The sequence below is a fragment of the Mesorhizobium sp. M0960 genome (assembly GCF_040319055.1).
Classification (GTDB): Bacteria; Pseudomonadota; Alphaproteobacteria; order Rhizobiales; family Rhizobiaceae; genus Mesorhizobium.
The window spans coordinates 181,984-207,824 of the sequence record NZ_JAMYNN010000003.1 but is presented as its reverse complement, the minus strand read 5'-3'; the positions used below and the strand labels follow the sequence as shown (position 1 = coordinate 207,824).

The 25,841-nt window shown below is 62.5% G+C and carries 29 protein-coding genes; 20 read left to right on the top strand and 9 right to left on the bottom strand.

All coding sequences use genetic code 11. From position 1 onward, the window contains the following. Positions 1-113: 113 nt before the first annotated feature. Positions 114-1,502 carry a Si-specific NAD(P)(+) transhydrogenase gene (sthA, locus tag NKH63_RS09335; protein ID WP_352815982.1) on the top strand — a complete coding sequence of 463 codons (1,389 nt, stop codon included), beginning with the start codon at positions 114-116 and terminating at the stop codon, positions 1,500-1,502. A 9-nt stretch (positions 1,503-1,511) separates the two neighbouring features. Here sthA and NKH63_RS09330 read toward each other — a convergent pair whose 3' ends face one another. After that, positions 1,512-2,186: an alpha/beta hydrolase gene (locus NKH63_RS09330; RefSeq protein ID WP_352481241.1), complete on the bottom strand. Its 675-nt coding sequence runs from the start codon at positions 2,184-2,186 to the stop codon at positions 1,512-1,514. Positions 2,187-2,402: 216 nt separating this feature from the next. Here NKH63_RS09330 and NKH63_RS09325 point away from each other — a divergent pair, with 216 nt between their 5' ends. Next, complete coding sequence (locus tag NKH63_RS09325) at positions 2,403-3,578, top strand: OpgC family protein (protein WP_352481240.1); 1,176 nt, start codon at positions 2,403-2,405, stop codon at positions 3,576-3,578. A gap of 24 nt (positions 3,579-3,602) precedes the next feature. On the opposite strand, the gene NKH63_RS09320 is transcribed toward NKH63_RS09325, so the two are convergent. Then, positions 3,603-4,685 (bottom strand): LacI family DNA-binding transcriptional regulator, encoded by a 1,083-nt coding sequence (locus NKH63_RS09320; protein ID WP_352481239.1) that lies wholly within the window; start codon positions 4,683-4,685, stop codon positions 3,603-3,605. A 164-nt stretch (positions 4,686-4,849) separates the two neighbouring features. Between NKH63_RS09320 and NKH63_RS09315 the strand changes: the two genes are divergently transcribed. Beyond that, entirely contained in the window at positions 4,850-4,993 is a 144-nt protein-coding gene (locus tag NKH63_RS09315; protein ID WP_352481238.1) for a hypothetical protein, read from the top strand. 64 nt (positions 4,994-5,057) lie between these two features. After that, positions 5,058-5,201: a hypothetical protein gene (locus NKH63_RS09310; protein WP_352481237.1), complete on the top strand. Its 144-nt coding sequence runs from the start codon at positions 5,058-5,060 to the stop codon at positions 5,199-5,201. A 50-nt stretch (positions 5,202-5,251) separates the two neighbouring features. On the opposite strand, the gene NKH63_RS09305 is transcribed toward NKH63_RS09310, so the two are convergent. Both NKH63_RS09305 and NKH63_RS09300 read right to left on the bottom strand, forming a co-directional pair. Then, positions 5,252-5,623: a DUF423 domain-containing protein gene (locus NKH63_RS09305; protein ID WP_352856128.1), complete on the bottom strand. Its 372-nt coding sequence runs from the start codon at positions 5,621-5,623 to the stop codon at positions 5,252-5,254. Between the two features lie 53 nt (positions 5,624-5,676). Then, the gene (locus NKH63_RS09300; RefSeq protein WP_352481235.1) at positions 5,677-6,963 is read right to left on the bottom strand and encodes a multidrug efflux MFS transporter; all 1,287 of its coding nucleotides are present in this window, start codon (positions 6,961-6,963) and stop codon (positions 5,677-5,679) included. 130 nt (positions 6,964-7,093) lie between these two features. On the opposite strand from NKH63_RS09300, the gene NKH63_RS09295 reads away from it, so the two are divergent. Beyond that, complete coding sequence (locus tag NKH63_RS09295; RefSeq protein ID WP_023717262.1) at positions 7,094-7,756, top strand: GntR family transcriptional regulator; 663 nt, start codon at positions 7,094-7,096, stop codon at positions 7,754-7,756. Positions 7,757-7,852: 96 nt separating this feature from the next. Continuing rightward, positions 7,853-8,110 (top strand): DUF982 domain-containing protein, encoded by a 258-nt coding sequence (locus tag NKH63_RS09290; protein WP_023674477.1) that lies wholly within the window; start codon positions 7,853-7,855, stop codon positions 8,108-8,110. Between the two features lie 52 nt (positions 8,111-8,162). On the opposite strand, the gene NKH63_RS09285 is transcribed toward NKH63_RS09290, so the two are convergent. Together NKH63_RS09285 and NKH63_RS09280 are read right to left on the bottom strand one after the other, a co-directional pair. Further along, complete coding sequence (locus NKH63_RS09285) at positions 8,163-8,321, bottom strand: hypothetical protein (protein WP_023717263.1); 159 nt, start codon at positions 8,319-8,321, stop codon at positions 8,163-8,165. A 123-nt stretch (positions 8,322-8,444) separates the two neighbouring features. Further along, positions 8,445-9,488, bottom strand: a complete 1,044-nt coding sequence (locus NKH63_RS09280) for an aldo/keto reductase (RefSeq protein WP_023717264.1) — start codon at positions 9,486-9,488, stop codon at positions 8,445-8,447. A 280-nt stretch (positions 9,489-9,768) separates the two neighbouring features. Here NKH63_RS09280 and ppk2 point away from each other — a divergent pair, with 280 nt between their 5' ends. Further along, the gene (gene ppk2 / locus NKH63_RS09275) at positions 9,769-10,689 is read left to right on the top strand and encodes a polyphosphate kinase 2 (protein ID WP_023717265.1); all 921 of its coding nucleotides are present in this window, start codon (positions 9,769-9,771) and stop codon (positions 10,687-10,689) included. A 51-nt stretch (positions 10,690-10,740) separates the two neighbouring features. Here the strand turns inward: ppk2 and NKH63_RS09270 are convergent, their stop codons facing one another. From NKH63_RS09270 to NKH63_RS09260, 3 genes are all read right to left on the bottom strand, one after another. Continuing rightward, a complete protein-coding gene (locus NKH63_RS09270; protein ID WP_023717266.1) occupies positions 10,741-11,388 on the bottom strand; it encodes a dihydrofolate reductase family protein in 648 nt (215 codons plus the stop codon). A 399-nt stretch (positions 11,389-11,787) separates the two neighbouring features. After that, positions 11,788-12,819 carry a porphobilinogen synthase gene (hemB, locus tag NKH63_RS09265; protein ID WP_023717267.1) on the bottom strand — a complete coding sequence of 344 codons (1,032 nt, stop codon included), beginning with the start codon at positions 12,817-12,819 and terminating at the stop codon, positions 11,788-11,790. An 87-nt stretch (positions 12,820-12,906) separates the two neighbouring features. Beyond that, positions 12,907-13,887, bottom strand: coding sequence for a DUF8605 domain-containing protein (locus NKH63_RS09260; protein WP_352917827.1), 981 nt, complete (start codon positions 13,885-13,887; stop codon positions 12,907-12,909). Positions 13,888-13,924: 37 nt separating this feature from the next. On the opposite strand from NKH63_RS09260, the gene NKH63_RS09255 reads away from it, so the two are divergent. The 13 genes from NKH63_RS09255 (at position 13,925) to osmF (ending at position 25,804) form a co-directional block, all read left to right on the top strand. Then, positions 13,925-14,968 carry an enoyl-CoA hydratase/isomerase family protein gene (locus NKH63_RS09255; protein ID WP_352481233.1) on the top strand — a complete coding sequence of 348 codons (1,044 nt, stop codon included), beginning with the start codon at positions 13,925-13,927 and terminating at the stop codon, positions 14,966-14,968. Then, a complete protein-coding gene (locus NKH63_RS09250) occupies positions 14,965-15,387 on the top strand; it encodes a DUF6163 family protein (RefSeq protein WP_023717270.1) in 423 nt (140 codons plus the stop codon). Before NKH63_RS09255 ends, NKH63_RS09250 begins: the two co-directional genes overlap by 4 nt. Before the next feature lie 202 nt (positions 15,388-15,589). Further along, positions 15,590-16,105, top strand: a complete 516-nt coding sequence (gene ldtR, locus NKH63_RS09245) for a transcriptional regulator LdtR (protein ID WP_023674486.1) — start codon at positions 15,590-15,592, stop codon at positions 16,103-16,105. Positions 16,106-16,443: 338 nt separating this feature from the next. Next, complete coding sequence (locus NKH63_RS09240) at positions 16,444-17,697, top strand: L,D-transpeptidase family protein (RefSeq protein ID WP_023717271.1); 1,254 nt, start codon at positions 16,444-16,446, stop codon at positions 17,695-17,697. Between the two features lie 295 nt (positions 17,698-17,992). Then, entirely contained in the window at positions 17,993-19,306 is a 1,314-nt protein-coding gene (glyA, locus tag NKH63_RS09235; protein ID WP_023717273.1) for a serine hydroxymethyltransferase, read from the top strand. A gap of 68 nt (positions 19,307-19,374) precedes the next feature. Beyond that, positions 19,375-19,953: an invasion associated locus B family protein gene (locus NKH63_RS09230; RefSeq protein WP_352481232.1), complete on the top strand. Its 579-nt coding sequence runs from the start codon at positions 19,375-19,377 to the stop codon at positions 19,951-19,953. Between the two features lie 153 nt (positions 19,954-20,106). After that, positions 20,107-20,616 carry a transcriptional regulator NrdR gene (gene nrdR, locus NKH63_RS09225; RefSeq protein WP_352481231.1) on the top strand — a complete coding sequence of 170 codons (510 nt, stop codon included), beginning with the start codon at positions 20,107-20,109 and terminating at the stop codon, positions 20,614-20,616. 2 nt (positions 20,617-20,618) lie between these two features. Continuing rightward, a complete protein-coding gene (ribD, locus tag NKH63_RS09220; RefSeq protein ID WP_023717276.1) occupies positions 20,619-21,749 on the top strand; it encodes a bifunctional diaminohydroxyphosphoribosylaminopyrimidine deaminase/5-amino-6-(5-phosphoribosylamino)uracil reductase RibD in 1,131 nt (376 codons plus the stop codon). Positions 21,750-21,779: 30 nt separating this feature from the next. Continuing rightward, on the top strand, positions 21,780-22,397 hold the full coding sequence (locus NKH63_RS09215) for a riboflavin synthase (protein ID WP_023717277.1): 618 nt from the start codon (positions 21,780-21,782) through the stop codon (positions 22,395-22,397). Positions 22,398-22,527: 130 nt separating this feature from the next. Then, positions 22,528-23,022: a 6,7-dimethyl-8-ribityllumazine synthase gene (ribH, locus tag NKH63_RS09210; RefSeq protein WP_023717278.1), complete on the top strand. Its 495-nt coding sequence runs from the start codon at positions 22,528-22,530 to the stop codon at positions 23,020-23,022. After that, complete coding sequence (gene nusB, locus NKH63_RS09205) at positions 23,019-23,519, top strand: transcription antitermination factor NusB (RefSeq protein WP_023717279.1); 501 nt, start codon at positions 23,019-23,021, stop codon at positions 23,517-23,519. The genes ribH and nusB overlap by 4 nt, the downstream gene beginning before the upstream one ends. Continuing rightward, positions 23,516-24,733, top strand: coding sequence for an MFS transporter (locus NKH63_RS09200; RefSeq protein WP_023717280.1), 1,218 nt, complete (start codon positions 23,516-23,518; stop codon positions 24,731-24,733). The genes nusB and NKH63_RS09200 overlap by 4 nt, the downstream gene beginning before the upstream one ends. 159 nt (positions 24,734-24,892) lie before the next feature. Next, the gene (gene osmF, locus NKH63_RS09195) at positions 24,893-25,804 is read left to right on the top strand and encodes a glycine betaine ABC transporter substrate-binding protein OsmF (protein ID WP_352481230.1); all 912 of its coding nucleotides are present in this window, start codon (positions 24,893-24,895) and stop codon (positions 25,802-25,804) included. The last annotated feature ends 37 nt before the right edge of the window (positions 25,805-25,841 follow it).

Sequence of the window (25,841 nt, the reverse complement as noted above, 5' to 3'; positions counted from 1 at the left end):
CCGTAGATGGTGACGGTGTGCCCGGCGCCGTCTGACTTGTTGAATTCATGGCGCGGATAGCGTTAGCTTGCTGCGGCGCAACAAAACGTGCCGAGCCGAGGGGACGGGGCGACATGGACTACGACATGCTGGTCATCGGCAGCGGCCCATCCGGGCGCCGCGCCGCGGTGCAGTCGGCCAAGCTCGGCAAGTCGGTGCTGGTGGTCGACAGAGGTCGTCGTCTTGGCGGCGTGTCGGTACACACTGGCACCATACCGTCGAAGACGTTGCGCGAGACGGTGCTCAACCTCTCGGGCTGGCGTGAGCGCGGCTTTTATGGACGCGGCTACCGGGTCAAGCAGGACATTTCGGTCGGCGATCTGGTCGAGCGCCTGCACAAGACGCTCGACCACGAGGTCGAGGTGCTGCAGCACCAGTTCATGCGCAACACGGTCAAGAGCGCTCGCGCCGCGGTAAAATTCCTTGGCCCCAACAAGGTGAGCCTGACCACCGACACCGGCGACTACAGCGAGGTTGGCTTCGCCCATGCACTGATCGCGGTCGGCACCCGGCCGCACCGGCCGCGCGACGTGCCGTTCGACAAAACACGGATTTTCGACAGCGACGAGATGCTGGAGCTCGACCGGCTGCCGCGCACGCTGACGGTGATCGGCGCCGGCGTCATCGGCGTCGAATATGCGACGATCTTTTCGGCGCTCGACGTTCCGGTGACGCTGGTCGAGCCGCGCAATACCATGTTGGATTTCGTCGACCGCGAGATCGTCGACGACTTCATCCATCAGATGCGCGACCGCGGCATGACCATCCGCTTGGGCAGCGCCGTCAAGGAGATCGCCTCCAAACCCGATTATGCCGAGGTGATGCTGGCAGACGGCCGCACCATACGTTCCGAGATGGTGCTTTATGCTGCCGGGCGTACCGGCAATGTCGGCAGCCTGGGCTTGGAAGCGGTCGGCATCGAGTCCGATTCCAGGGGCCGCATCAAGGTCGATCCGCAGACCTTCCAGACCAGCGCGCCCAACATCTATGCCGCCGGCGACGTCATCGGTTTTCCGAGCCTGGCCTCGACCTCGATGGAACAGGGCAGGGTGGCCGCCTGCCATGCGTTCGGCGTGCCCTTGCCGCCGCCGCCCGAAACCTTTCCCTACGGCATCTACGCCGTGCCGGAAATCTCCACCGTCGGCCAGTCGGAGGAGCAGGTGCGCGAGAGTGGTGCTGCCTACGAGGTCGGCGTGGCGCGGTTTCGCGAGACATCGCGCGGCCACATCATGGGCGTCAATACCGGCTTCCTGAAGCTTCTGTTCTCGATCGAAACACGCCGTCTGCTCGGCGCCCATATCGTCGGCGAGGGCGCGACCGAACTCATCCACATTGGCCAGGCGGTCATCAATCTCGGCGGCACCGTCGACTTCTTCGTCAACAACACCTTCAACTATCCGACGCTGGCCGAAGCCTACAAGATCGCCGGGCTGGACGCCTGGAACCGCATGGGGCGAGGATAGCTTCGAGGCTCATCGATCTGACGATGCAACGGCGACCGCAGGATCCGCCAGCCATTGCCTGACGATCTCGGCGTCCGGATCGCCGATTTCATGGCCGGAGGCAATGGTGTGGGTCTCGACCTTGGCGCCATGCGAACTCAGCAGGGCGGCCAACACCGCCGCGAATGGCGCATAGGTCAGGTCGGCGGCGCCGGCGATGATCAACGCCCGCGCCTTCGACAGGTCGGCCGGCGGCACCTCGTCAAGCACCGGCATCGGACGCAGCAATGCGGCGCGCTCGATCAGGCCCGGATGCAGCAGCATGACGCTTGAGACCAGATTGGCGCCGTTCGAATAACCGACAAAGGTCGCGCGGCTGAGATCGAAGCGGTGGCGCTTCGCGATGCCGTCGACGAAGCCCGCGAATGCGTCCGCCTCCGCACGGATGCTCGCCTGTTCGAAACGCGTCGGGGTGATTCGCGTGAACCAGCGGAACCCGCCCTCCTGAGGGATGCGGCCACGGACCGCAACCAGCGCCGCATGCGGCGCGATTTGCCGACCAAGCGGCAGCAAGGTCGTCTCATCGACTCCCGATCCATGCTGCAGGAACAGCCAGTCACCGGGTAAATTGGCGGGTCGATGGAGCCGGTAGAAAAAGCCTGAATTTTCCTGCAAAATACCGTCTTCGAGGCTCTCCTCGGCCATAGTCACATCCTTTTGATTTCGCGTTACTTTCGTTAATTTGCCGGCTTCAAAACGAAATATTTTCAAGCTCCGCGAAAGTTGATTGAACCGGGCGCATTTCAGTCCGTTTCTTTGCCGATATAATCCCCCGCGGGAGGGATCGAAGCAGTGTGCGCCGGGTGGTCGCCCGGGTGGTCGCATGCCGGCATGAACAACCAGCTTTAAGGCCTTTTATCGATGACCATGCCAGTTTCGCCGGAACGCGATACGCGTATTGACGTGTTCCGGGCTCTCGCCCTCCTGACCATATTCATCGACCATGTGCCGGGCACCGTTTTCGAAACCCTGACCTACAAGAATTTCGGGTTTTCGGATGCGGCCGAGGCCTTCGTGCTGATCTCCGGCATGTCCGTCGCTCTCGCCTACGGCACCAAATTCCAGCCGGGAAACCGGCTGATTGCAACGTTGAAAATGTGGCGCCGCGCCGGCGTGCTCTATGTCACCCACATCGTCACGACGATGGTGGTCATGGCTATCTTCTGCGCGGCGGCGGTGTTTGCGAAACGGCCGGACCTTCTGACGCTGATCAACATCGAGCCGCTCGTCAGAAACCCGCCACAAGTCCTGGTCGGCATCGTCACGCTCGGCCATCAACTCGGTTACAACAACATACTGCCGGTCTATGCAGCGCTGCTGTTGATGGCGCCGGCCTTCCTGCTGTTCATCAGCTATCGGCCACTGGCGGCGCTTGCCGTATCCGCAGCCCTTTGGCTGCTTGCCGGAATCTACCAGATCGCGCCACCGAACTACCCGGAGCCCGGGTTCTGGTTCCTCAATCCGCTGTCATGGCAATTGCTGTTCAATATCGGCATGGCCAGCGTGTTGCATGTGCGGCGCGGCGGCACCATCCCGGTCAATCTCTGGCTGGTCGGCGCCGCCGCCGCCTATGTGCTCACGGCGCTCGTCTGGGTGCACAGCCCGCTGTGGGGGCATGTGTCATGGCTCGACCTGCCGGTGGTGCTGACCGGTTTCGACAAGACATTCCTGTCGTTGCCGCGACTGCTGCACATCCTGGCGATGAGCTACCTGGTCGTCGCCTTGCCTTCCGTCTCGAACCTGTTCCGCACCGGTCGTGACAATCCGCTCGCCATATTGGGCAAACGCTCGTTGCCGGTTTTCATTGCCGGAACGGTGATTGCCATGGCGGCGCAAGTGATGAAGCTGATCAACCCGGGCGGCATTGCCTATGACAGTCTGCTGCTCGCCGCCGGCATCGCCATGCAGTTCGCGCTCGCCTTCTATCTGGAGTGGCTGTCTGCCATCGGCTGGTCCGGAAAGGGCAAGCCGGTCCGCAACGAGGCGGCCCGCTCGTCCTTTGAAATTGGGCCGATGGCCGCGCAAGCGAACCGATAAACCTGGACGCTCGATCTGCCGGCCTCAAGCTATGCTCGGCGGCGGTCCGGACGATGCCCTGACGACAAGTTCGACGTCGAGCGTTTCTCGCCGCACCGTGCCGTCGAAGTCGAGGATTCTTCGCGCTGCCCGGCGGCCGATCTCGGCGATCGGCTGGGCGATGGTGGTGAGCGGAGGCTCGCAAATTGCGGCTTCAGGCACGCCGTCGAAGCCGACGACGGAAACATCGCGGGGAACCGCGATGCCCCGTGCGTTGAGCCATTCCAATGCCACCATTGCGATCCGGTCCGACATCGCCAGGATGGCGGTCGGCGGTTCCGCCGAGGCGAAGATGGTTTCGAGACCAGCCCTTGTGCTCGGCTTGTCGTTTTCGGTCTCGTAGACCGGCACCTTGGCGGTGTCGACACCGAACCTGGAAAGCTCTTCGAAATAGCCGAGGAGGCGGTCACGGGTTCCGGTATACGACGCTGTCCGGACCTGCTCGGGCGAGACAAGACCGGTGCTGTCGTCGGCGAAGGCCAGCGACAACACGGCGAAGCGGCGATGTCCAAGTACCGCCAGATGGTGCGCCGCGAGCCGGCCGCCGGCAACATTGTCGATACTGATCGCCGAGACCGTGTCGTCCTGCGAGCCGAACTCGAGCGCAACGAAGGGCAGCTTTCGTTCGCGCGTCAGCTCGACGAGACGCGGACCGCCCTCGATGCAGAACAGGATGAAGCCGTCGACCAGGGCGCTCTGGATGTTCCAGGCAAGTTTTTCCTCGTTGCCAGCCGACACCAGAGCAATTCCCGCGCCGGTGGCGTCGCAGGCCTCCGAAATGCCGGCCATCATCACGCGGGCAAAGGGGTCGTCAAAGAAATAGGACAGCGGCTCGGTGGTGGCGACGCCGATCGCATTGACCTTGCCGGCACGCAGCAGGCGGCCCTTGGGATCGGGGCCGGCATAGCCCAGCGCCTCGGCCGCCGCCTTGACCCGCTCGCGGACTTCCTCGCGCACGATTTCGGGACGGCTGAAGACATTGGAGGCAGTGCCGTGTGATACGCCCGCGGCTTTGGCGATGTCGGCCAGCCGGATGGGCCTCCTGCTGCCTTCGGTGAGTGATGCCATGTGTTTGTCTCCGGGACTCCGGTCCAACAGTATCGCCGATTACCTAACACCTTCCTTGGATCGATTCAAATTTTTGCTTGCCATTTATGGTGCGGCGCGTATTCTTTGAATCGATCCAAGCGCGCTTTCGTCCGCAGGTTGGATCGATACAAGAGGAGAGTGCCATGCACCCCGTCAATTATCTGTTCGAGGACATTTACCGGAACGACTGGAGCATCCGCTCCAGCGCGGAGGCCCGGAAGCGGCGCGACAGGACCGGTCCGTGGATTCGCGACCTGCGTTTCCTGACGCGACGCAAGCGGAGCTGATCGGCAGCGTATTTTTTGCGCCTGCTGATTGGATCGATTCAAATAAGCTAGAGGAGATTAAGCCATGCACCCGATCAAGCATCTGTTCGAAGACATCTATCGCAATTATTGGGGCATCTCGCCGGCCACCGAACGGCCGGAGCGACGGCGTGTGGTCAAGACGACCAAACGCGACGGCCAAGTTCGGCCCGAACGTCCGCGAGACTGAGCTGGCAAGACAGAGCTCGTGGATCGAGGGCGCCGCCATTGGTTGCCGCATCAATGGCGGCGCGGACGCACCAGCGCCGAGGCGGCCATCACCAGCCAGCCGCCGATCAGCAAGGTGCCGCCGATCGGCGCCGACATCGGGAACAGCCGCGAGCCAAGGAAGTCGCGAGCGAGGAGATCTCCCGAGAACAGCAGAAGCCCGACGAGGAGGATGAGGCTTCCGCTTCGCAGGATGATATTTCCTCCGAGCAGCCCGACGACAAAGAAGACCGGCGCATGCATGAGCAGGAAGGACGCGGCCGTGCCGACGAAAGCGCCGCCGAGATGTGCCGACGCCGCCGAAAGCACCACGCCGGTTGCGCCGCATAGGCCGCCGGCAAATATCAGAATGCGGCCGCCTGCCGCGTGTTCATCCGTGCTCATTTCCACGCCTCCGTAATTGCTGGCGACCGCCTGAGATAGCGCTGCGAACCGTGTCAGGATTTGCCGGCTTCCGCCAGCATGTCGCGTTCGCGGCGCGACTGGACCAGCCAGTTATAGGCCGCTCCGCCTGCCATCAGCACGGATGTGCCGAGAAACACCGCGCGCATGCCGAAATGGCCACCAACGAAGCCGCCGAGCAGCGGTCCGGCGACCTGACCGACATATTGCGCCGAGATCGACAAGCCCAGCACATTACCGCCGACGCCGTCGGGCACATTGTGGCGGATGACGCTGGTGACGCAGGGCAAAAGACCGCCAAGCGCCACGCCCATCAGGAAACGCAGGCCGACGAGCTGCCAGCCTTGCGTGACGAAGGCCTGCGGGATCAGGAGCAGCGCCGAGACTGCGAGCGCGGCAACGATGACGTTCCAGTGGCCGATACGGTCGGCGAGCTTGCCGAGCCGCGACGCCGACAGGATGGCGCCGAGCGCTGCCGCCGACATGACGATGCCGGAGACCAGCGTGACCTGGCTCGGATCTTCGATGAGCTGCTGGACATAGACGGTGATGATCGGCTCGATCGACATGGTGGCGAAACTCAACAGCGTCCCGGTCGCCAGCATGGCGACGACGGGGCGCTTGTCGGGAATTTGCGACCAGCCGCCTTTCGCCTTTTCTTCTGACGCGGCCTTGGCGGCAACCGGGCGAGGGGCCTCCTTGATCAGCAAGGTGGTTGCCAGAAAGGCCAGGAAAATGACGCCGCCGGCGAGCAGGAATGTGGCGCGGATGCCAATCAGCGGCGGCAGCGCGCCGCCGAGCAGCGGGCCGACCAGGGCACCGGCCGTGATTCCGGCCGACAGCACGCCCAGCGCCCAGCCGGAGCGATCCTTCGGCGTCTGCATGGCAACTAGGATGGTCGAGCCCGAAGAATAGCCGCCGGCAAAGCCGATCAGCAGGCGCAAGAACACCAATTGCCAGACAGTCTGCACCATGCCGGTCAGCGACATGCACATCGCCATGCCGAAACTGGCGCGCACCAGCATCAGTTTGCGGCCGTAGCGGTCGCCTAACCGCCCCCACAGGGGTGCGACCAGCGCGGCAGCAAGGAAAGTGGCGCCGTAGGCGATGCCCGACCACTGCACGATCGCCGCATGGCCCTCGGCGCCCAGCTGTTCGACGTAGAGCGGCAGGAACGGCAACAGCAGCGTCATCGCTGCGAGCGTGCTGAACGAGCCGGCAAAACACACGGCGAGATTGCGGCGCCAGTGGACGTTATGCGTGCCTTGCACGGTCTTGCGGCATGTCAGAGACTGCTGTCGTTGGGTTGCTGCGGATACCATTTTGGGATACCAAACTGGTATCCGTCATGGACGCAAGGCTGGTCGCTGTCAATGCGGTCCCTGCAAAGTGATCGCCAGTAATGGCCGGTGAGCAGAGGGCCAATGAACCGGCTCCAACAACGGAACGCCAATGTCGCAGATGCAGAACGTCGAAAAGCAGCTTCGCGAGATGATCCTCGGGCTCGAGATCGGTCCCGGCGAGCGGCTGACGGAGCGCTGGGTCGAAAGCCGCTTCGGCGCCTCGCGCACGCCGGTCAGGGCGGCGTTACTGCGGCTCGAGACCGAAGGCCTGATCTGCCGCGACGGCCGCGGCTGGACGGTCTCGCCCATCAATCTTGCCGAGCTGGAGCAGATCGCCGTCTATCGCGAGGCGGTCGAGGTCGCGGCAGTCAGGCTGACTTGTGCCTTGCAGGACAGGGGTGCCGTCGAAATCATCGAGGCGATGCTCGATTCCTGCGACGACCAGACGCCGCGCGAGGAATGGCATCGTGTCGGCATGGATTTTCATATCGAGCTGGCGCGCCTGTCAGGCAACGAGTTCCTGTTCAGAGCGGTTCGTGATGCGATGACGCGCCTGTCGCGCGCCCGCTGGCTCGAGGTTCGCGACGAGGCAGCGCTTGGCCGTGCCTGGGCCGAACACCATGACATTCTGTCGGCGGTGCGGGCCGGCGATGCCGACGGGGCCGCCTGCCTGCTTTCATCTCATATCGACGGTAGCCGCGACCGGCTGGTCACGTCGTTGCGCAACGACCGGCGCGGCCTGCGCGCCAGGGGATTTGCCGTCGTCGCTTGAGTGAGGATCGGCGGCCATTGATCACGAAAAAGGCAGATGAGCGAAGAAAGCTACTTTCGGTCTCGCTTCGCAAATGCCGATGGCGTAAGAGCGGCGATGGAAAACAACCGATTTGACACACCCGTGACCGTCAAGGGCGCGGCGGGAAGCAATCAGCTCTTGCGTACGGCCCGCGAGGCTTCCGACTACCTCCTCAACAATTGGCCCGGCAAGCGCAGCCCCAAGCACCGCGAAGCGCTGCAAGCCTGTCATGATGCGCTGGCCGGCGACAAGCCGGCCATGAACGCAAGACGGGCCTTCATTGCCGCCGCCCGCGAAGTGAACGTCTTCGTCAGCGACAAGGCGCCGGCCTGAGGCATAGCGGGGACTTGATCGAGACCCGGGCCGCCTGACAGGCCTGATATCATCACTCGGCCGTTTCGGTGTTGGTTTGGGACTCGCTTTCGCCCTCGGGCTTCGAGCGCTCCTTGGCCGCGACCTTGGCAGCCTGCTTTTCCGCCTTCTTGGCAGCCTTCTGCCGGTCGCGTTCCTTGCGTTCCTGACCGTAGTTCGGTGCTCGTGGCATATCGTTTCCTTTCATTGTGCTTGGCCTTTGCCTAGGAGCATTGGGCCACAAACACAACACCGCAAGGCACGATCGGCTCCATATCTCGTCGCAGTCCGGGGAGCCCCGCTTCAGGGCGTTTTTTCAGGCGCCGTCCCGGTCGAGGACGAGATCGGCGGGCCCGAACCGGTCCTTTGCCGTGAATTGCTGGTGCCAGTAGGGATAGAGCACGGGCGGCCTGCTGACCACGTCGAGGCGTGTGCGCTCCTCATCGCCGAGCACCAGGCTTGCAGCAGCGATATTGTCCTTGAAATGCGCTTCGGTTCGTCCGCCGATCACCAGCGAACTGACGGCGGGCCGGCCAAGCAACCAGGCAAGCGCCACCTGCGCTGCCGACACGCCGTGGTTCTTGCCGATATCGATCAGCACGTCGACGATCCGCCACAGCCGGTCCTCGTCGCGGATCGGCGGTTCCGACCAGCCGCTGAGCTGGCGGGCGGTCGGCTGGTCACGGTGATATTTGCCGGACAGCAATCCGCCGGCGAGCGGGCTCCAGACCAGCACGCCGAGCCCCTGGTCGACCGAGATCGGCAACAATTCATACTCGGCCTCGCGGGCTTCCAGAGTGTAGTGGATCTGCTGGGTGACGAAGCGCGGCTGGTGATGACGGTCACTGATACCGAGCCCCTTCATCACCTGCCAGCCGGAATAATTGGAACAGCCGACATAGCGGACCTTGCCCTGCGCGACCAGCGTGTCGAGCGCGGCGATGGTTTCCTCGAGCGGTGTCAGGCCATCCCACTCGTGCAGGAAATAGATGTCGATGACATCGGTCCTGAGGCGCTTCAGGCTCCTCTCGCATTCGCGGATCAGATGATAGCGCGACAGGCCTTCATCATTGGGGCCTTTGCCGATCCGCATGCGCGCCTTGGAGGCGATCAACACGTCGCCCTTGCGCTTGCCGCCGAGCGCCTCGCCGATGATCTCCTCTGACACCCCGTTCGAATAAACGTTGGCGGTGTCGATGACGTTGATGCCGGCATCGATGCAAAGGTCGATCATCCGGCGCGCCTCGTCGAGATCGGTCTTGCCGACCGCCGAAAACGCGCCGCCGCCGCCGAACGTCATGGTGCCCATGGTCAGCGTCGAAACCTTCAGCCCGGAACGGCCGAGAGTGCGGTATTCCATGTCGTATCCTCATGATTTTATCGGGAAAGGGCGTTTCAAACGACAGCCCTGAATGAACCGGGCATTTGTAGGATAATTCGTTCCGCTTGTCGCCCGTGTTGCAGGGCAACATCGATCACATCTTACGGATTGGACGCGCAGCCAGCGCAACAGCGGCTGCAATAAAACCGTCATTGCTGGCCTATACTAACATCGGTTCAGCGCTTCGATTTCCGGCCGCCGGGCCGGGCGGCAGAGCGCCTGACAGCGGCCGACACGGCCTGTAAGCGGAGCAGCGCAAATGACCGAGATAAAACAGAATTCCCCGGCCAGGGACTGGCTGGAAGCGGAACTCGCCGACACGCTCGACGAAGATTATGAGCTGGAAATCTCTGAGCCGGCGCTGTCGATGGAGATCGCCAAGATCTATAAGAATGCGCATCCGCCATCGATCGACCGCCTGCAATATTTTCGGGATCTAATCACGCTGCAATCCGAATTGATCAAGCTGCAGTCCTGGGTCGCCTATCACAAGAAGAAGCTCGTCGTGGTATTCGAGGGCCGCGACTCGGCGGGCAAGGGTGGCGTCATAAAGCGCATCACCCAGCGGCTCAATCCGCGCATCTGCCGCGTCGTAGCACTACCGGCGCCGACCGAGCGCGAGAAGTCGCAATGGTATTTCCAGCGCTACGTTCCGCATCTGCCGGCCGGCGGTGAGATCGTGCTGTTCGACCGCTCCTGGTACAACCGCTCCGGCGTCGAGCGGGTGATGGGCTTTGCCCAGCCGGATCAGGTCGAGGAGTTCTTTCGCGACGTGCCGGATTTCGAACGCATGCTCCTCCGCTCAGGCATTACGCTTGTCAAATACTGGTTTTCGATCACCGATGAGGAGCAGCAGATGCGCTTTTTGATGCGCATCCACGACCCGATGAAGCAATGGAAATTGTCGCCGATGGACCTCCAGTCGCGCGTGCGCTGGGAGCAGTACACCAAGGCCAAGGAAGAAACCTTCGCCCGCACCAACATCCCGGAAGCTCCCTGGTTCATCGTCGAGGGCAACGACAAGAAGCGGGCGCGGCTGAATTGCATCGACCATCTCCTCAAGCAAATGCCCTATGAGGAGGTGCCGCACGAGGAGATCACACTACCGGAGCGCGTCTTCAATCCCGAATACGAACGTCAGGTGCTGCCGCGCGAACTGTATGTGCCGGAGAAATACTGACTAAAGCAGCGAGGAGGGGCGCTGCCTCCGTGGGCAGCGCCCTGCAACAAGCTAGGCGCGCTCGATGATGACATGCGTGGCCTTCGGCGTCGCGACCTGCTCGCTGCAGCGGTAGCCGAGCTTGGGCATGTCGATGCCGGCAAAAAGGCTCTCGCCTGCGCCGAGCAGGACAGGTGAGATCGCCAGATGCATCTCGTCGATGAGCTTTTCCTTGAGATACTGCCGGATCGTAGAAACGCCACCGCCCAGCCGTACATCCTTGCCGTCAGCCGCTGCTTTCGCCTTCTCCAGCGCTGAGTGGATGCCGTCGGTCACGAAATAGAAGGTCGTGCCGCCCTCCATGACAATGGGATCCCGCTGATGGTGCGTCAGCACGAAGACCGGCACGTGGTATGGCGGATTGTCTCCCCACCAGCCTTTCCAGCTCTCGTCAGGCCACTCGCCGCGGATCGGCCCGAACATGTTGCGGCCGAGGATCCAGGCGCCGACATTCTCGAAGCTGCGCGCGGCGAACGCCTCGTCAGTGTCCGTGGTCCCGCCATCCTTGCCGAGAACCATCTTGCGGAAGGTGCGGGTGCCGAACATCCATTCGTGCAGGGCTTCCCCGCCAACACCCAGCGGGTTCTTCAGGTCTTGGTCGGGACCGGCGCCGAAGCCGTCGATCGACAAGGTGAAAGCGCTGACGCGAAGTTTGGACATGAGAGCCTCCTTGATAACCAATTGTGAGATGCAAGCAGTTATCGGGTAGCTTAACTGATTGCATTTTGCAAGCGGTTTTTTGAATCGCCGGGGCCAATCGCTTCCAAATCATGTTGGAATGACCAATCTCAATGTTGGCGCCGCCCCTCATCCGCCTGCCGGCACCTTCTCCCCGTATAGTGACGGGGCGAAGGGGCTGGCCGCAACCTCGGCGATGTTTTTGCAACGCTGGAGATTGGCGAAATCTTTTGCGAACGCGTCTTTCTCCCCGTCACTATACGGGGAGAAATGCCCGGCAGGGCAATGAGGGGCAGCGCAAACCTGAAGCGATTGCCTGCGGTGGCCATGTCGCGCTTTGGACGAAGGAACGTTACTCGATGTGGGCGCTACGGAGGCGCATCACCCCTTCAGCATCTCAGCCACTTCCGGCGCGAAATAGGTCAGGATGCCGTCGCAGCCGGCGCGCTTGAAGGCCAGCAGCGATTCAAGCATCGCCTTTTCCCCGTCGATCCAGCCATTGGCGGCGGCGGCCTTGATCATCGAATATTCGCCCGACACTTGATAGGCGAAGGTCGGCATCTGCAACTCGTCCTTCAGCCGGCGGATGATGTCGAGATAGGGCAGGCCGGGCTTGACCATCAGCATGTCGGCGCCCTCGGCGAGATCCTGCTCGGCCTCGCGCACCGCTTCGTCGGAATTGGCGTGATCGATGTAATAGGTCTTCTTGTCGCCCTTGAGCAGGCCGGCGGTGCCGACCGCCTCGCGGTAGGGGCCGTAAAAGGCGGATGCGAACTTGGTCGCATAGGACATGATCGCTACATCCTGAAACCCATTGGCGTCCAGCGCATCGCGGATGGCACCGATCCGGCCGTCCATCATGTCCGAGGGGGCGATGATGTCGGCCCCTGCCGCCGCCTGGATGACGGCTGCTGCCGTCACCTGCTCCACCGTTTCATCATTGACGATAATGCCGTCGCGCAAGATGCCGTCATGGCCATGCGAGGTGAACGGGTCCAGCGCCGCGTCGGTGATGATGCCGATCTCCGGCACCGCGCGCTTGATGGCGCGGGTGGCGCGGTTGATGATGTTTTCCGGATCGAGGATGTGCGAACCGGTCTGATCGCGCAGGCCGAGCTCGACATTGGGGAAAGTGGCGATCGCCGGAATGCCAAGCTTAGCCGCGCGCTCAGCCTCCTTGACGGCGAGGTCGAGCGACAGGCGGAAGACGCCGGGCATGGCGGCGATCGGTTCGCGCACTTGTCTGCCGTCGACGACAAAGATCGGCCAGATCAGATCGTCGACCGAGAGCCGGTTCTCCTGGACAAGGCGGCGCGACCAATCGGCCTTGCGCATGCGCCGCAGCCGCCGGCTGCCGGTGATCTCGTCGACGCTGCGCGCGCCGGCAGGCTTTGCAGGGGTGAATTTGTTCATCGCCAAAACTCCAGATCGGGCGACTTTTACCACGAGCCTCCGCTGCTGACCAATGCGACACGATTGTGCCAGCGGTCCTGTCGGGCGCTATTCTGGTTGGCCATTGCCTGACAGGATCTGCGCAGCACCCCGCATGGCGACGCGGAATGCCTCGTCGAAGTTGACGCCGCGCACTTGCCACTTGTAGGTCTTGCCGGCCATGGCAAGCCGCCAATCGGCGATCCAGCCCAACTCCTTGTCGCTCCAGACTAGGCTGCCGGCCAAGAGCTCTTGGTTGCCGACAGTTCTCGCCAGCAATTCGGGTGAGAGCGCACGCACCTGTTCCAAAATCGCCCCGGTTTTTACCAGAGCGGCCTTGCTTGGAATGACGATCTTCATCGCCAACGGTCCGGCTGCCGATTGAAAGGACTCTGCCATATAGGGGCGTTCGTCTCCGTCGCTCGCCAAGACAAAATGCTGGCGTGCATCTTGCACAGCCAGCAGTACCGAGATGATCGGCCGCTCGCCGAGCCACGGCTTGCTGCCGAGCTCAGCAAGCACTTTATCGATCACCGGCGGCGTGTACTGGCAAGTGAGATCGTGCGGCCGGTCGTACGTGCCTTGATCATCATGATTGGGGATACCTTCCATGCGATCGCGATAGCGGAAGCTGCTGACGAAGCTGCCGGCCTTGTCGCGCAGTGCTGTCATCTGAGGTTTCGCCGGCAGGCGCTGGTCGCCGGATACCCGCACCAGCACTTTGTCGAGGCAGACCTTGAAGCCGGCCTGACGATGTTCTTCTCCCTGGCCATTGACGATGGTTTGCGACTGGTAGAGTTCTGCGAGGCTTGTCGCCAAGGCTGGATGGGCAGCCAGGCAGGTGCAGACTAACCCGATTGCCACCAGTGCAAGGCGCGAAAATCGAATCATAGACGACGTCCCCGTCGGTGCCGCGTTGCAACGCGCCTGCCATGACTTTTTCGTCATTACTGCCTGTAGCCGTCGATTGTTAGCACCGGCTTCCGGTCCGGGCCAGAGGCTGCGCTGGCGTGCCCGCCATTGACGCGGCCATGCGCCACGCTTTAGCACTTCACTCCCGGCGGGCGCGGGGAGGGATTCTCTGGCGATGGATTTTGGCGGAGGCGACGAGATTCGCTTCGAAAGATTGGGCAGGGCCGGCGTCGTCACGCTGACGCGGCCGCAGGCGCTCAATGCCGTGACCCACCGCATGGTCAAAGCGCTGGACAAGGCGCTGCGCAGCTGGGAGCGTGACGACGGCGTTGACGTCGTTGTCGTCAAGGCCGAGGGCAGGGCGTTTTCGGCAGGCGGCGACATCCTTCATATCTATGAGGCCGGCCGGGCAGGAAAGCCTCCGGTCGATTTCTTCGCCGACGAATACCGGCTGAACGCCCGTATCGCCCGTTTCAAAAAACCCTATGTCGCGCTGATCGACGGCATCGTCATGGGCGGCGGCGTCGGCATCTCCTTCCATGGCTCGCAGCGGGTGCTGACCGAGAACGCCCAGTTCGCCATGCCCGAGGTCGGCATTGGCTTTTTCCCGGATGTCGGCGCCAGCCATCTGTTGCCGGATCTCGGCGGCAGCTTCGGCATGTATCTTGCCCTGACCGGCAACCGCATCCGCCATGGCGATGCTTTGTGGTCGGGCCTGGCCACGCATACGATCAAGGCGGAGGATCAAGCTGGCTTTCTCGACCGGCTGGCGGCAAGCGGCGACCCGAAATCGGTGCTGCGCGGCTGCTTCGTCCCGGCCAAACGCGAGACCGACAGGCCGACGCTGGAAGCCATCGCCAGGCATTTCGCGCAGCCGTCGCTGGCCGATATCGTCGCCAGCCTGGAGCGGGCAGCCACTGCCGAGGAGTTCGCGGCAAAGACGCTGGCCACCATCCGCACCCGGTCGCCGACCAGCCTGCATGTCGCCTGGCGCCAGATCAGCGCCGGGCAGACGTTGTCGATGGACGAGTGCATGAAAATGGAGTTCCGTATCCTCAACCGTATGCTTGCCGGGCACGACTTCTATGAAGGCATCCGTGCTGCCATCATCGACAAGGGCTCGACGCCGCAATGGCGGCCGACAGGCATCGATAAGGTCAGCGCCGTCGACGTCGATGCCTATTTCGCACCGCTCGGCGAACGGGAACTGAAGTTGTGAGCGAGGCCGCCTCGAGACGCGTGGTGCTGCAGCCCTCGACGGTCGAGGTCATCTTCGCCTGGTTCCAGCGCGTCATCGCTGGCTACTGCCTGCTGTTCGGCATCTTGTACTGGATCCGGCTGATCGGCTTTTACCCCGGCCCCTTATGGCGCTTCGACCTGATGCCGGTGCACTGGCAGGTGGCGGCGGTGGTGCTGGCGGTGTTTTTTCCATTCGCCGCCGCCGGCCTGTGGATGCTGGCGTCCTGGGGGCCGGTGATCTGGTTCATCTGCGCGGTGACCGAGACGGTCATGTATGCCGGCTTCCCAGAGCTGTTCGGCCACCGGCTGCTGATCGTCGCCTCGCACCTTGCGGTGGCGCTGCTCTACATCGTGTTCCGCGTGGTGATCTGGATCCAGAAGCGGCAGGCCCGGCGATAGCAATTCCGGCCAGGACCGGTGGCTAAATCTTTAGGTTAATTATCCTTGCTCGGGTGACCGTCCGTTAAGCCTCTTTCGAAACCCCTTACCGGTAAGCTCTTGTTAGCCTTGGCGTTTAAGTCGAATTTTATGAGTATTCGATAGTGTCGCGATCAAGGTGAAGAACAAAAAATCACCGGGCGACAAACGAGAGGCAAAGACAATGATCAATTCGCGTCCGGCGGCGAAGACCGCCAACGTATCCGATGACCGCCGCGAGGCGATCCGTTCGCTGTACATGGAATCGCTGCAGCTGGTCGAGCGGCTGCACCGCCGTCTGCTTGACGTGATCAAGGACGAATTCGACCGCAATGGCCGCTCCGACATCAACGCCATCCAGGCGCTGCTCCTGTTCAACATCGGCAATTCGGAGTTGACGGCCGGCGAGCTGCGCTCGCGCGGCTATTATCTCGGCTCGAATGTCTCCTACAATCTGAAGAAGCTGGTCGATCTCGGCTTCATCAACCACCAGCGCTCGCGCATCGACCGCCGTTCGGTGCGGGTTTCGCTGACGCCGAAGGGCAATGAGGTGGCGGAGGTCGTCGCCGGCCTATACGAGCGCCATGTCGGCTCGATCGAGCAGGTCGGCGGCATCAACACCGAAGAGTTCAAGCAGATGAATCGCGCCCTCCAGCGGCTGGACCGGTTCTGGAACGATACCATCGCTTACCGGATGTAATCGCACCCGCTGCATCAAGATCTGAAGCTGGACCACGGAAGCGCTGCCGCGGAGCGGACCAAAGGCCGGTGCCGAAAAGCACCGGTCTTTCCGTTTCGTCAGGCCGGCCGATCCAAATTCGAGCAACAGCCACGTTGCCGCCATATTCCAGTGGAACCGAAGATGCGGGTGATGCTGGGGCCAAAGCCGTGCATTTGTCCTGTGCTCAAATCACTTCCCATGTGTTTTTACACCGAAGTGATGCGGGCCATGGTTGGCTAATTGTTAAGAAGCCAACTCTAGAGTGCGGGCGAGACCGCCCGGTAGGTTGAATTGTAGCAAGAATGTCTGGACCGTCCATGAGAACCAGCCGCCGTTTCTTCCTTTCAGGAGCCTCCGCGCTCGCAGCCGCTATGGTCGCCGGCCGTGCCAGTGCGCAGGATGTGATCGGAGATATCCTGAAATCCTCGGCCCGCGGCAATTGGGACGACCAGTTCGACGCCCGCCCAAGCCAGGGCGGCAAGGTGGCCTCGACGCTGCCGATCTTCAGCCTGCAGACCGTTTCGTTTACCGAGCAGGCGGTCGCGCAATACCAGAACATTGTCGCCCAGGGCGGCTGGGAGCCGGTTCCCGACACCAAGAAATTGCAGCTCGGCGTCGACGATCCCGACGTGGTCCCGCTGCGCAAGCGTCTGATGATTGCGGGCGATCTGGCGCAGAGCGCCGGCATTTCGACAGCCTTCGATTCCTACGTCGACTCCGCGGTCAAGCGCTTCCAGGCGCGCCATGGCCTGCCTGCCGACGGGACGCTGGGCCAATATTCTTATGCCGCGATGAATGTTTCGGCGCCAATTCGGCTCGGCCAGTTGCAGACCAATCTGCAGCGGCTGCGCGAGCGCGCCGGCACGCTGGGCAACCGTTACGTGCTGGTCGACATCCCGGGCGCCCAGATCGAAGCCGTTGAGAACGATCGCGTCGTGCTGCGCCATACCGCAATCGTCGGCAAAATCGACCGGCAGACGCCGATCGTCAATTCCAAGATTAACGAGATCATCGTCAATCCCTACTGGAACGCGCCGGTCTCGATCGTGCGCAAGGACATCATTCCGCTGATGCGGAAGGACCCCAACTATCTCAAGGACAGCCACATCCGTCTGTTCGCGCCGGATGGCAGCGAGGTTGATCCGCTGACCGTCGACTGGTCGACCGACGACGCCGAGAAGTACCGCTTCCGCCAGGATCCGGGTGCTGGCAACGCGATGGCCTCGGTCAAGATCAATTTCCCCAGCCCGGACGGCGTCTACATGCACGACACGCCGCAGCAGAGCCTGTTCGGCAAGATGATGCGCTTCGATTCATCGGGCTGCGTGCGCGTCCAGAATGTGCGCGATCTCGTCACCTGGATTCTTCGCGATACGCCGGGTTGGAACCGTCAGCACTTCGAGGCAGCGATCAAGAGTGGCGAGAACGTCCCGGTGCAGGTCACCAATCCGGTGGCGGTCTATTTTCTCTACATCTCGGCCTGGTCGACAGGGCCGGGCGTGGTGCAGTTCCGCGACGACATTTACGGCCTCGACGGGGCCAACGAGCTGCAGATCACATCCGCGCTCTAAACAGCTGAGTTCATTTGCAAAAGGCCGCCGGAAGGGCGGCCTTTTTTATTGTCGCCGTCGCGCTCTGAGCTTTGCGCATGATTCCGAAAATCGGTTCGCCACGGACCATATGCAAACCACGCGGCGCTGTTCAGGAAATCACGCGAAGCCCTGCTGTCGGCCGGCAGGCGAGGAAATAATGTGCTTTCAGGGCGCTGGCGCAATCCGGCCAGCAAATTTCGCGCAGCAAACGTGGCGGGCCGAAAGCAACTGTGTTAATGGCGCGACAGACCCCGAACCTTGAGGATTTCAGCCCATGGCAACAGCAGCGGCAGTGTCGAACAAATTCGAATCCTTCTTCGAAACCACGCTTGCCGATGCCGACCCCGAGATTTTCGGCGCCATCCGCAACGAACTCGGCCGCCAGCGCCACGAGATCGAGCTGATTGCCTCGGAAAACATTGTCTCGCGCGCCGTGCTCGAGGCGCAAGGGTCGATCATGACCAACAAATATGCCGAGGGCTATCCGGGCAAGCGCTACTATGGCGGCTGCCAATTCGTCGATGTCGCCGAGGAACTGGCCATCGAACGCGCGAAAAAGCTGTTCGGCTGCAACTTCGCCAACGTCCAGCCGAATTCCGGCAGCCAGATGAACCAGGCGGTGTTCCTGGCGCTGCTGCAGCCCGGCGACACCTTCATGGGCCTCGACCTCAATTCCGGCGGGCACCTGACGCATGGCTCGCCGGTCAATATGAGCGGCAAATGGTTCAAGGTTGTCTCCTATGGCGTGCGCAGGGATGATCATCTGCTCGACATGGATGCGATCGAGAAGACCGCCCATGAGACCAAGCCGAAATTGATCCTGGCCGGCGGCACCGCCTATTCACGCATCTGGGACTGGAAGCGTTTTCGCGAGATTGCCGATTCGATCGGTGCCTATCTGATGGTCGACATGGCCCACATCGCCGGCCTGGTCGCCGGCGGCGTGCATCCTTCGCCGCTGCCGCATGCTCATGTGGTGACCACCACGACGCACAAATCGCTGCGTGGGCCGCGCGGTGGCATGATCCTTTGCAATGACGAGGAGATTGCCAAGAAGATGAATTCGGCCGTCTTCCCCGGCCTGCAGGGCGGACCGCTGATGCATGTCATCGCCGCCAAGGCGGTGGCTCTGGGCGAAGCGCTGAACCCGAGCTTCAAGATATATGCGGAGAGCGTCGTCGCAAATGCCAAGGCGCTGGCCTCCAGCCTGCAGGAAACCGGTCTCGACATCGTCTCCGGCGGTACCGACAACCATCTGATGCTGGTCGATCTGCGTCCCAAGAACGCCACCGGCAAGCGCGCCGAAGCTGCCCTTGGCCGCGCTAACATCACCTGCAACAAGAACGGCATCCCCTTCGATCCGGAAAAGCCCTTCGTGACCTCGGGCGTTCGGCTCGGCACGCCGGCCGGCACCACGCGCGGCTTCGGCCAGGCCGAGTTCCGTGAGATCGGCAAGCTGATCGCCGAAGTGCTGGATGGACTGAAGGTCGCCAATTCCGATGAGGGCAATGCGGCCGTCGAGACAGCCGTGAAGGCCAAGGTGGCGGCATTGACGGATCGTTTTCCGCTTTATCCGTATCTTGGTTGACCGACGCTAGTGACCTCCATGTGCGGGACAATCCCGGTGCGACAGCAAGGCACCTGCGGAGAAGCTCAATGATGCCAACTTTCCGTTTCGCCGGCTTTGGTGCCTTGCTGGCATCGGCTATCTTGCAGCTGTCCGGCCTCGCCTTGGCACAGACCGAGCCGACCCCGGCAGCACCCAAGACAGAGACCTTCGGCAGGTGGTCCACCACGGTGGACGAGGTCAACACCGGTGAGGATGTGCGCAAGACCTGCGCCGCCTCGACGGTCTTTTTCGACGCAAACGGCACCAGCGGCACCCTTACGCTAGCCATCTCGAATGGCGACGTACTGCCGCCCGAGGGCTATCCGAGCCTCATCATCGCCGTGAGAAACGGTGACTTGCCTAAGGGCGACAACATCCCGGCGGTGTTCCGCGACGTCAACGACAAGATCAAGGCTGGTTTTCATCTTATCGCCGACGGCCAGTGGATAGTGAACAACAAGCCCGAGACAACCCTCGCCATACTGCGTGCCATGCGCCGTACCAGCGCCCTCGATGTCAGCTTCGCCGACAAGCCGGTCGCGACCATATCGATGGACGGCTTCACCAAGGCCTATCGCTATCTCGGCACGTCCTGCGGCTTCCCGACCGGCGACGTCGCTCCCTGATTGGCGGATTGCCGTCCAACTGATTGCCGCTCTCGCAATTTTCCTCGTGCCTCGCTATCTCTGAGACGCGATCGGTCATCGGCCATACTTTGCCATCGTGGCAAAAACCTCTAAGCCTTTCGCTCCACGAGAATCGCGAACCGAAGGCTCTCCATGCGCTGTCCCTACTGCCAGTCCGAAGATACGCAGGTGAAGGATTCGCGCCCCGCCGAAGACGGCGCGGCGATCCGCAGGCGGCGCGTCTGCCCGGATTGCGGCGGCCGCTTCACCACTTTCGAGCGCGTCCAATTGCGCGATCTCGTCGTGGTGAAGAAGTCGGGACGCAAGGTGCCGTTCGACCGCGACAAGCTGCTGCGCTCGGTCGAGATTGCGGTACGCAAGCGTAACGTCGACCCGGAGCGCATCGACCGCGCGGTGACCGGCATAGTGCGCCAGCTGGAAAGCTCGGGCGAGACCGAGGTCGCCTCCGGCGAAGTCGGCCGGCTGGTCATGGAGGCGCTTAAGTCGCTCGACGATGTCGCCTATGTGCGCTTTGCCTCCGTCTACCGCAATTTCCGCGAGGCCAAGGATTTCCACGACGTGTTGGGCGAGCTCAAAGGCGACGAGCTCAAAAGTGACGAGCCCAGGGGCGGAGAGCTGAAGAGCGAAGAGGACGCCGGCTGAGCATGGCAGGGTCCGAGCGCAGCACGGCGAAGCAAGAGGTCCTCGATCGCCGCTATATGGCGGCAGCCCTCAGGCTGTCGCGCAAAAATGCCGGCCGGACGTCGACCAATCCTTCCGTCGGCACGCTCATCGTACGCGATGACGGCGACGGGCCAATGATCGTCGGCAGCGGCGTCACGGCCGTCGGCGGCCGGCCGCATGCCGAAACCGAGGCGCTGGCCGAGGCCGGTGAGCTGGCGCAAGGCGCCACCGCCTATGTAACGCTGGAGCCTTGCGCCCATCACGGCCGCACGCCGCCTTGCGCCAATGCGCTGGTCAGCGCCGGCGTGGCGCGGGTGGTTGGCGCTGCCAGCGATCCGGACCCGCGTGTTTCCGGCAAGGGCTACGCCATCTTGCGTGCCGCGGGCGTCGAGGTGATGGAAAAAGTGCTGGCGGCCAAGGCCGCGGAGCAGATGGCCGGCTATTTGATTCGATCTCTGAAAAAACGCCCGGAAGTGATTCTAAAGCTTGCGCTTTCGAGCGACAATAAGATCGGCGTGAAAGGCGAGGGGCAGGTCTCCATTACCGGCGATATCGCGCGGCGCGAAGTCTATCTGATGCGCGCCGAAGCGGACGGCATATTGATCGGCATCGGCACCGCGCTGGAGGACGATCCGGCGCTGACGGTGCGGCTGCCGGGACTTGAGAACCGTTCGCCGGCGCGCATCGTGCTCGACCGCCAGATCAGGCTGCCGGAGACCTCGAAGCTGGTTTCCGGCGTCGACCGGGTCCCGCTCTATGTCGCCGCGTGTGCCGAGGCCGATCCACGTCGGCGGGCCGCGCTCGAACGCACCGGAGTGCGCTTCATCGGCACTGAGACGTATGAAGGCGATATTGCGCTGCCGGAACTGCTCGAGGATCTGGCGGCGCTGGGCATGGCGAGCGTGCTGGTCGAGGGCGGCGCCAAGGTGGCCAAGGCGTTCCTCGACGAACAACTCGTCGATCGCATCGTGCTGTTTCAGGGGCCGGATGCGATCGGCGAGGACGGCATTGCATCGCCGATAGATGCCAACCATATCCCGCCGGGATTTCGCAAATTGCGCGACATGCGTTTCGGCGAAGACACATATGCCGAATGGACAAGAGACATTTAGGACCGAACTGATGTTCACTGGGCCAAAGTAATGTTCACTGGAATCGTCACCGATGTCGGCACCGTCGCCGCCGTGAAGCCGCTCAGGGAAGGCGTCGGTTTGCGCATCGACACCGCCTACGATCCGCAGACCATTGCCATTGGCGCTTCAATTTCGTGCGGCGGCGTCTGCCTGACGGTAACGGGATTGCCGGAAGACGGCGCGAACGCACGCTGGTTCGAAGTCGAGGCCTGGGAAGAAGCACTCAGGCTGACGACCGCGATGGGCTGGAAAACCGGCGCGCGCATCAACCTGGAGCGGGCGCTGAAGATCGGCGACGAGCTTGGCGGCCATATCGTGTCAGGCCATGTCGACGGAATGGCCGAGATCGTGGCCCGCAAGGAAGAGGGTGACGCCGTTCGCTTTACCCTGGAAGCACCGCGCGAGCTTGCCAAATTCATCGCCCCCAAGGGTTCCGTCGCGCTCGACGGCACTTCGCTCACCGTCAACAAGGTCGAAGGCACCCGCTTCGACGTGCTATTGATCCACCACTCGCTGACGGTCACCACCTGGGGCGAACGCCAGGTCGGCGACCGCGTCAACCTCGAGATCGACACCATGGCCCGCTACGCGGCGCGACTGGTGGAGGCGGCCAAAGAGGGACTTTGAGGCGATCGCCCATAAAGTCCATTCCCTGATGCGGCCGCCACCGGGTTGGCCTTGAACGTTCCTTCAGCAATCTTCCGCTTGCGATCAAACCGGCTTCGGCCTAAGTCACCGGCGATCCCCGGAGACATCTATGGCTGGCACATCCCAACACGGCAAAGCGTTCATCCGTCCGAAGAAGAAGGCCCACCTTCTTGTCATCGAGGCGCGCTTTCACGACGACCTTGCGGACGCGTTGCTCGAAGGCGCGACCAGCGCGCTCGACGAAGCGGGCGCGACATACGATGTCGTCACCGTTCCGGGCTCGCTCGAAATCCCGGCGGTGATTTCCTTCGCGCTCGACGGTGCTTCCGAAGGCGGGACGAGCTATGACGGTTTCGTCGCCCTCGGCACGGTGGTCCGCGGCGACACCTATCATTTCGATATCGTCGCCAATGAATCCAGCCGTGCCCTGATGGACCTGTCCGTGCAGGATTCAGTCTGCATCGGCAATGGCATCCTGACCACCGAAAACGACGAACAGGCCTGGACACGGGCCAGGCGCTCCGAAGGCGACAAGGGCGGCTTTGCGGCGCGTGCGGCGCTGACTATGATCGCCCTAAAGGAACAACTGGGAGAGCGAACGTGAGCGAACCCGCTTCGCCCGGCCAGCCTGCGGTTCGCCATGCCAACAAGCGCGGTGCTGCCCGCCTGGCGGCTGTGCAGGCGCTCTACCAGATGGATGTCGCCGGCAGCGGCGTGTTTGAGATCACCGCCGAATACGAGGCGTTCAGGCTCGGCAAGGAAGTCGACGGCGCGCTCTATCGCGAGGCCGATGCGCAATGGTTTCGCGCCATTCTTGCCGGCGTTGTCGAGCACCAGAAGACCATCGATCCGATTATCCGCCAGGCGCTGACCGAGGACTGGCCGCTGTCGAGGCTCGATTCGACGTTGCGCGCCATATTGCGTGCCGGCGTCTACGAATTGATGAAACGCGAGGACGTGCCGGTGGCGGTCATCGTCTCCGAATATGTCGACATCGCCAAGGCATTTTACGAAGAAGACGAGCCGAAACTGGTCAATGCGGTGCTTGATCGCGTGTCGCGCCGCGTGCGTGGCGAGGGCCGCGGCAAGGACGCCTCATGACTGCTATCGTCGTCGTTGAGGCCGGCAAGGAAGCGCGTCGCACCGCTTTCATCCTCGCAGCCTCGCAGGCGATCATCGGTTCGGCGGCACCCATCGCCATTTCCATGGGCGGACTGGCCGGGCAGTACCTCCTCGAAGCCGACAAGTCGCTGGCAACCGCGCCGATCACCGGCTTCAATGTCGGCGTGGCGCTCGGTTCCCTGCCGGCCGCGGCGATCATCCGCCGGCTCGGCCAGCGCGACGGCTTCATGACCGGCACTGCGGTCACAGCGCTTGGCGGGCTGGTCGCTACGTTGGCGCTGTTTCATGCCAGCTTCTGGCTGTTCGCTTTCGGCCTTGCCGTGATCGGGATCGGCGGTGCCTTTGTCCAGCAATTCCGCTTTGCCGCCGCCGACAATGCTCCGCCTGAATTCAAGGCGCGCGCCATCTCCTTCGTGCTGGCCGGCGGCATCGTCACCGCCATACTTGGGCCGCAGATCGTCATTTTCACCGGCGACCTGTTCTCGCCGGTGAAGTTTGCCGGCTCGTTTGCGTCCATCCTGGTGCTGGCGGCGGTTGGCGCCGCCATCCTCTCTTTATTGCGCATCCCAGCCAAGGCAACCGAGAAGGTGGAAATCGCCGACAGCGACGCCCGGCCGCTCTTAGAAATCGTCACCAGGCCGCGCTTCGTCGCGGCGCTGTTTTGCGCCATCGGCAGCTACGCGCTGATGAGCTTCGTCATGACCGGCGCGCCACTGGCCATGGTCGGCTGCGGCCTTTCGACCGACGACGCCACGCTCGGCATTTCCTGGCATGTGATGGCGATGTTCGCGCCGAGCTTCTTCACGGGGTCGCTGATTTATCGTTTTGGCGCGGAGCGGATCGTGGCCATCGGCCTGGTGCTGCTCATTGGCTGCGGTATAGTCGCGCTGTCGGGGTTGGCACTGTGGCAGTTCTGGACAACGCTGATCCTGCTCGGCCTCGGCTGGAACTTCAGCTTCATCGGCGCCACCGCCATGGTGGCTGACAGCTACCAGCCATCCGAAAAAGGCAAGGTCCAGGGGTTCCACGATTTCGTCCTGTTCGGCTCCGTCGCCTTCGCCTCGCTGATGTCGGGCGCAGTCTACAATGCCTGGGGCTGGGAGATGCTGAACTGGATGATTTTTCCGGTCGTCGCGCTGTGCTTCGTGGCACTGGGCGTGTTGAAGATGACGGGCTTGCGTGCGGCCAGCTGACGCCACGCTGTCGGGACGAGACAACAGCGGATTCACCCAAATCCGAACAAAATTATTGCGTCCATCACCCTTCTTATGAAACCGTGTACCCCGACGGGGCATCGAAGCCATGCTCATATGCGGCAGCCATATTCCGGTTCACAGCAAGGGATTTGTGAGATGTTTTCAATCAAGGTTCTGGCCGGCACCGTGCTGGCGCTCGGCATCACGGTGGCCTCGGCGAGTGCCCAGGTGGTGGTGTCGTCGAAGATCGACACCGAGGGCGGCGTGCTCGGCAACATCATCCAGCTGGTGCTGAACGCCAATAATATCCAGACCACCGACCGCATCCAACTCGGCGGCACGCCTGTGGTACGCAAGGCAATTACGGCCGGCGAGATCGACATCTATCCGGAATACACCGGCAACGCCGCATTCTTCTTCGAGAAGGCCGACGATCCGGTGTGGAAGGATGCCGCTAAGGCCTACGAGACTGCCAAGAAGCTCGATTACGACGCCAACAAGATCGTCTGGCTGTCCCCGTCACCGGCTAACAACACCTGGGCGATCGCCCTGCGTAAGGAGGTCGCCGATACCAACAAGCTCGTCACCCTTTCCGACTTCGGCAAATATGTCTCGGGCGGCGGCAAGGTGGTGCTGGCGGCGTCCGCCGAGTTCGTCAATTCGGCGGCCGCGCTGCCCGCTTTCCAGAAGACCTATGGCTTTACGCTGAAGCCGGACCAGTTGATCACGCTGTCGGGCGGCGATACGGCGGCGACCATTGCCGCTGCGGCCAACCAGACCAACGGCGCCAACGCGGCCATGGTCTACGGCACCGACGGCGGCATCGCGCCCTCCGGCCTCGTCGTGCTTGAGGACGACAAGGGTGTGCAGCCGGTCTACCAGCCGGCGCCGATCATCCGCGAGGCGGTGCTGAAGGAGCACCCGGAAATCGAGACGCTGCTGAAGCCGGTCTTCGCCAAGCTCGATCTCGTCACGCTGCAGGAGTTGAATGGCCGCGTCCAGGTTGGCGGCGAACCGGTCAAGGGCGTCGCCGAAGACTTTTTGAAAAAGAACGGCTTCCTCAAGTAAGGCGATTCCGGCGCGCCGCTTTCGAGGTGCGCGGATC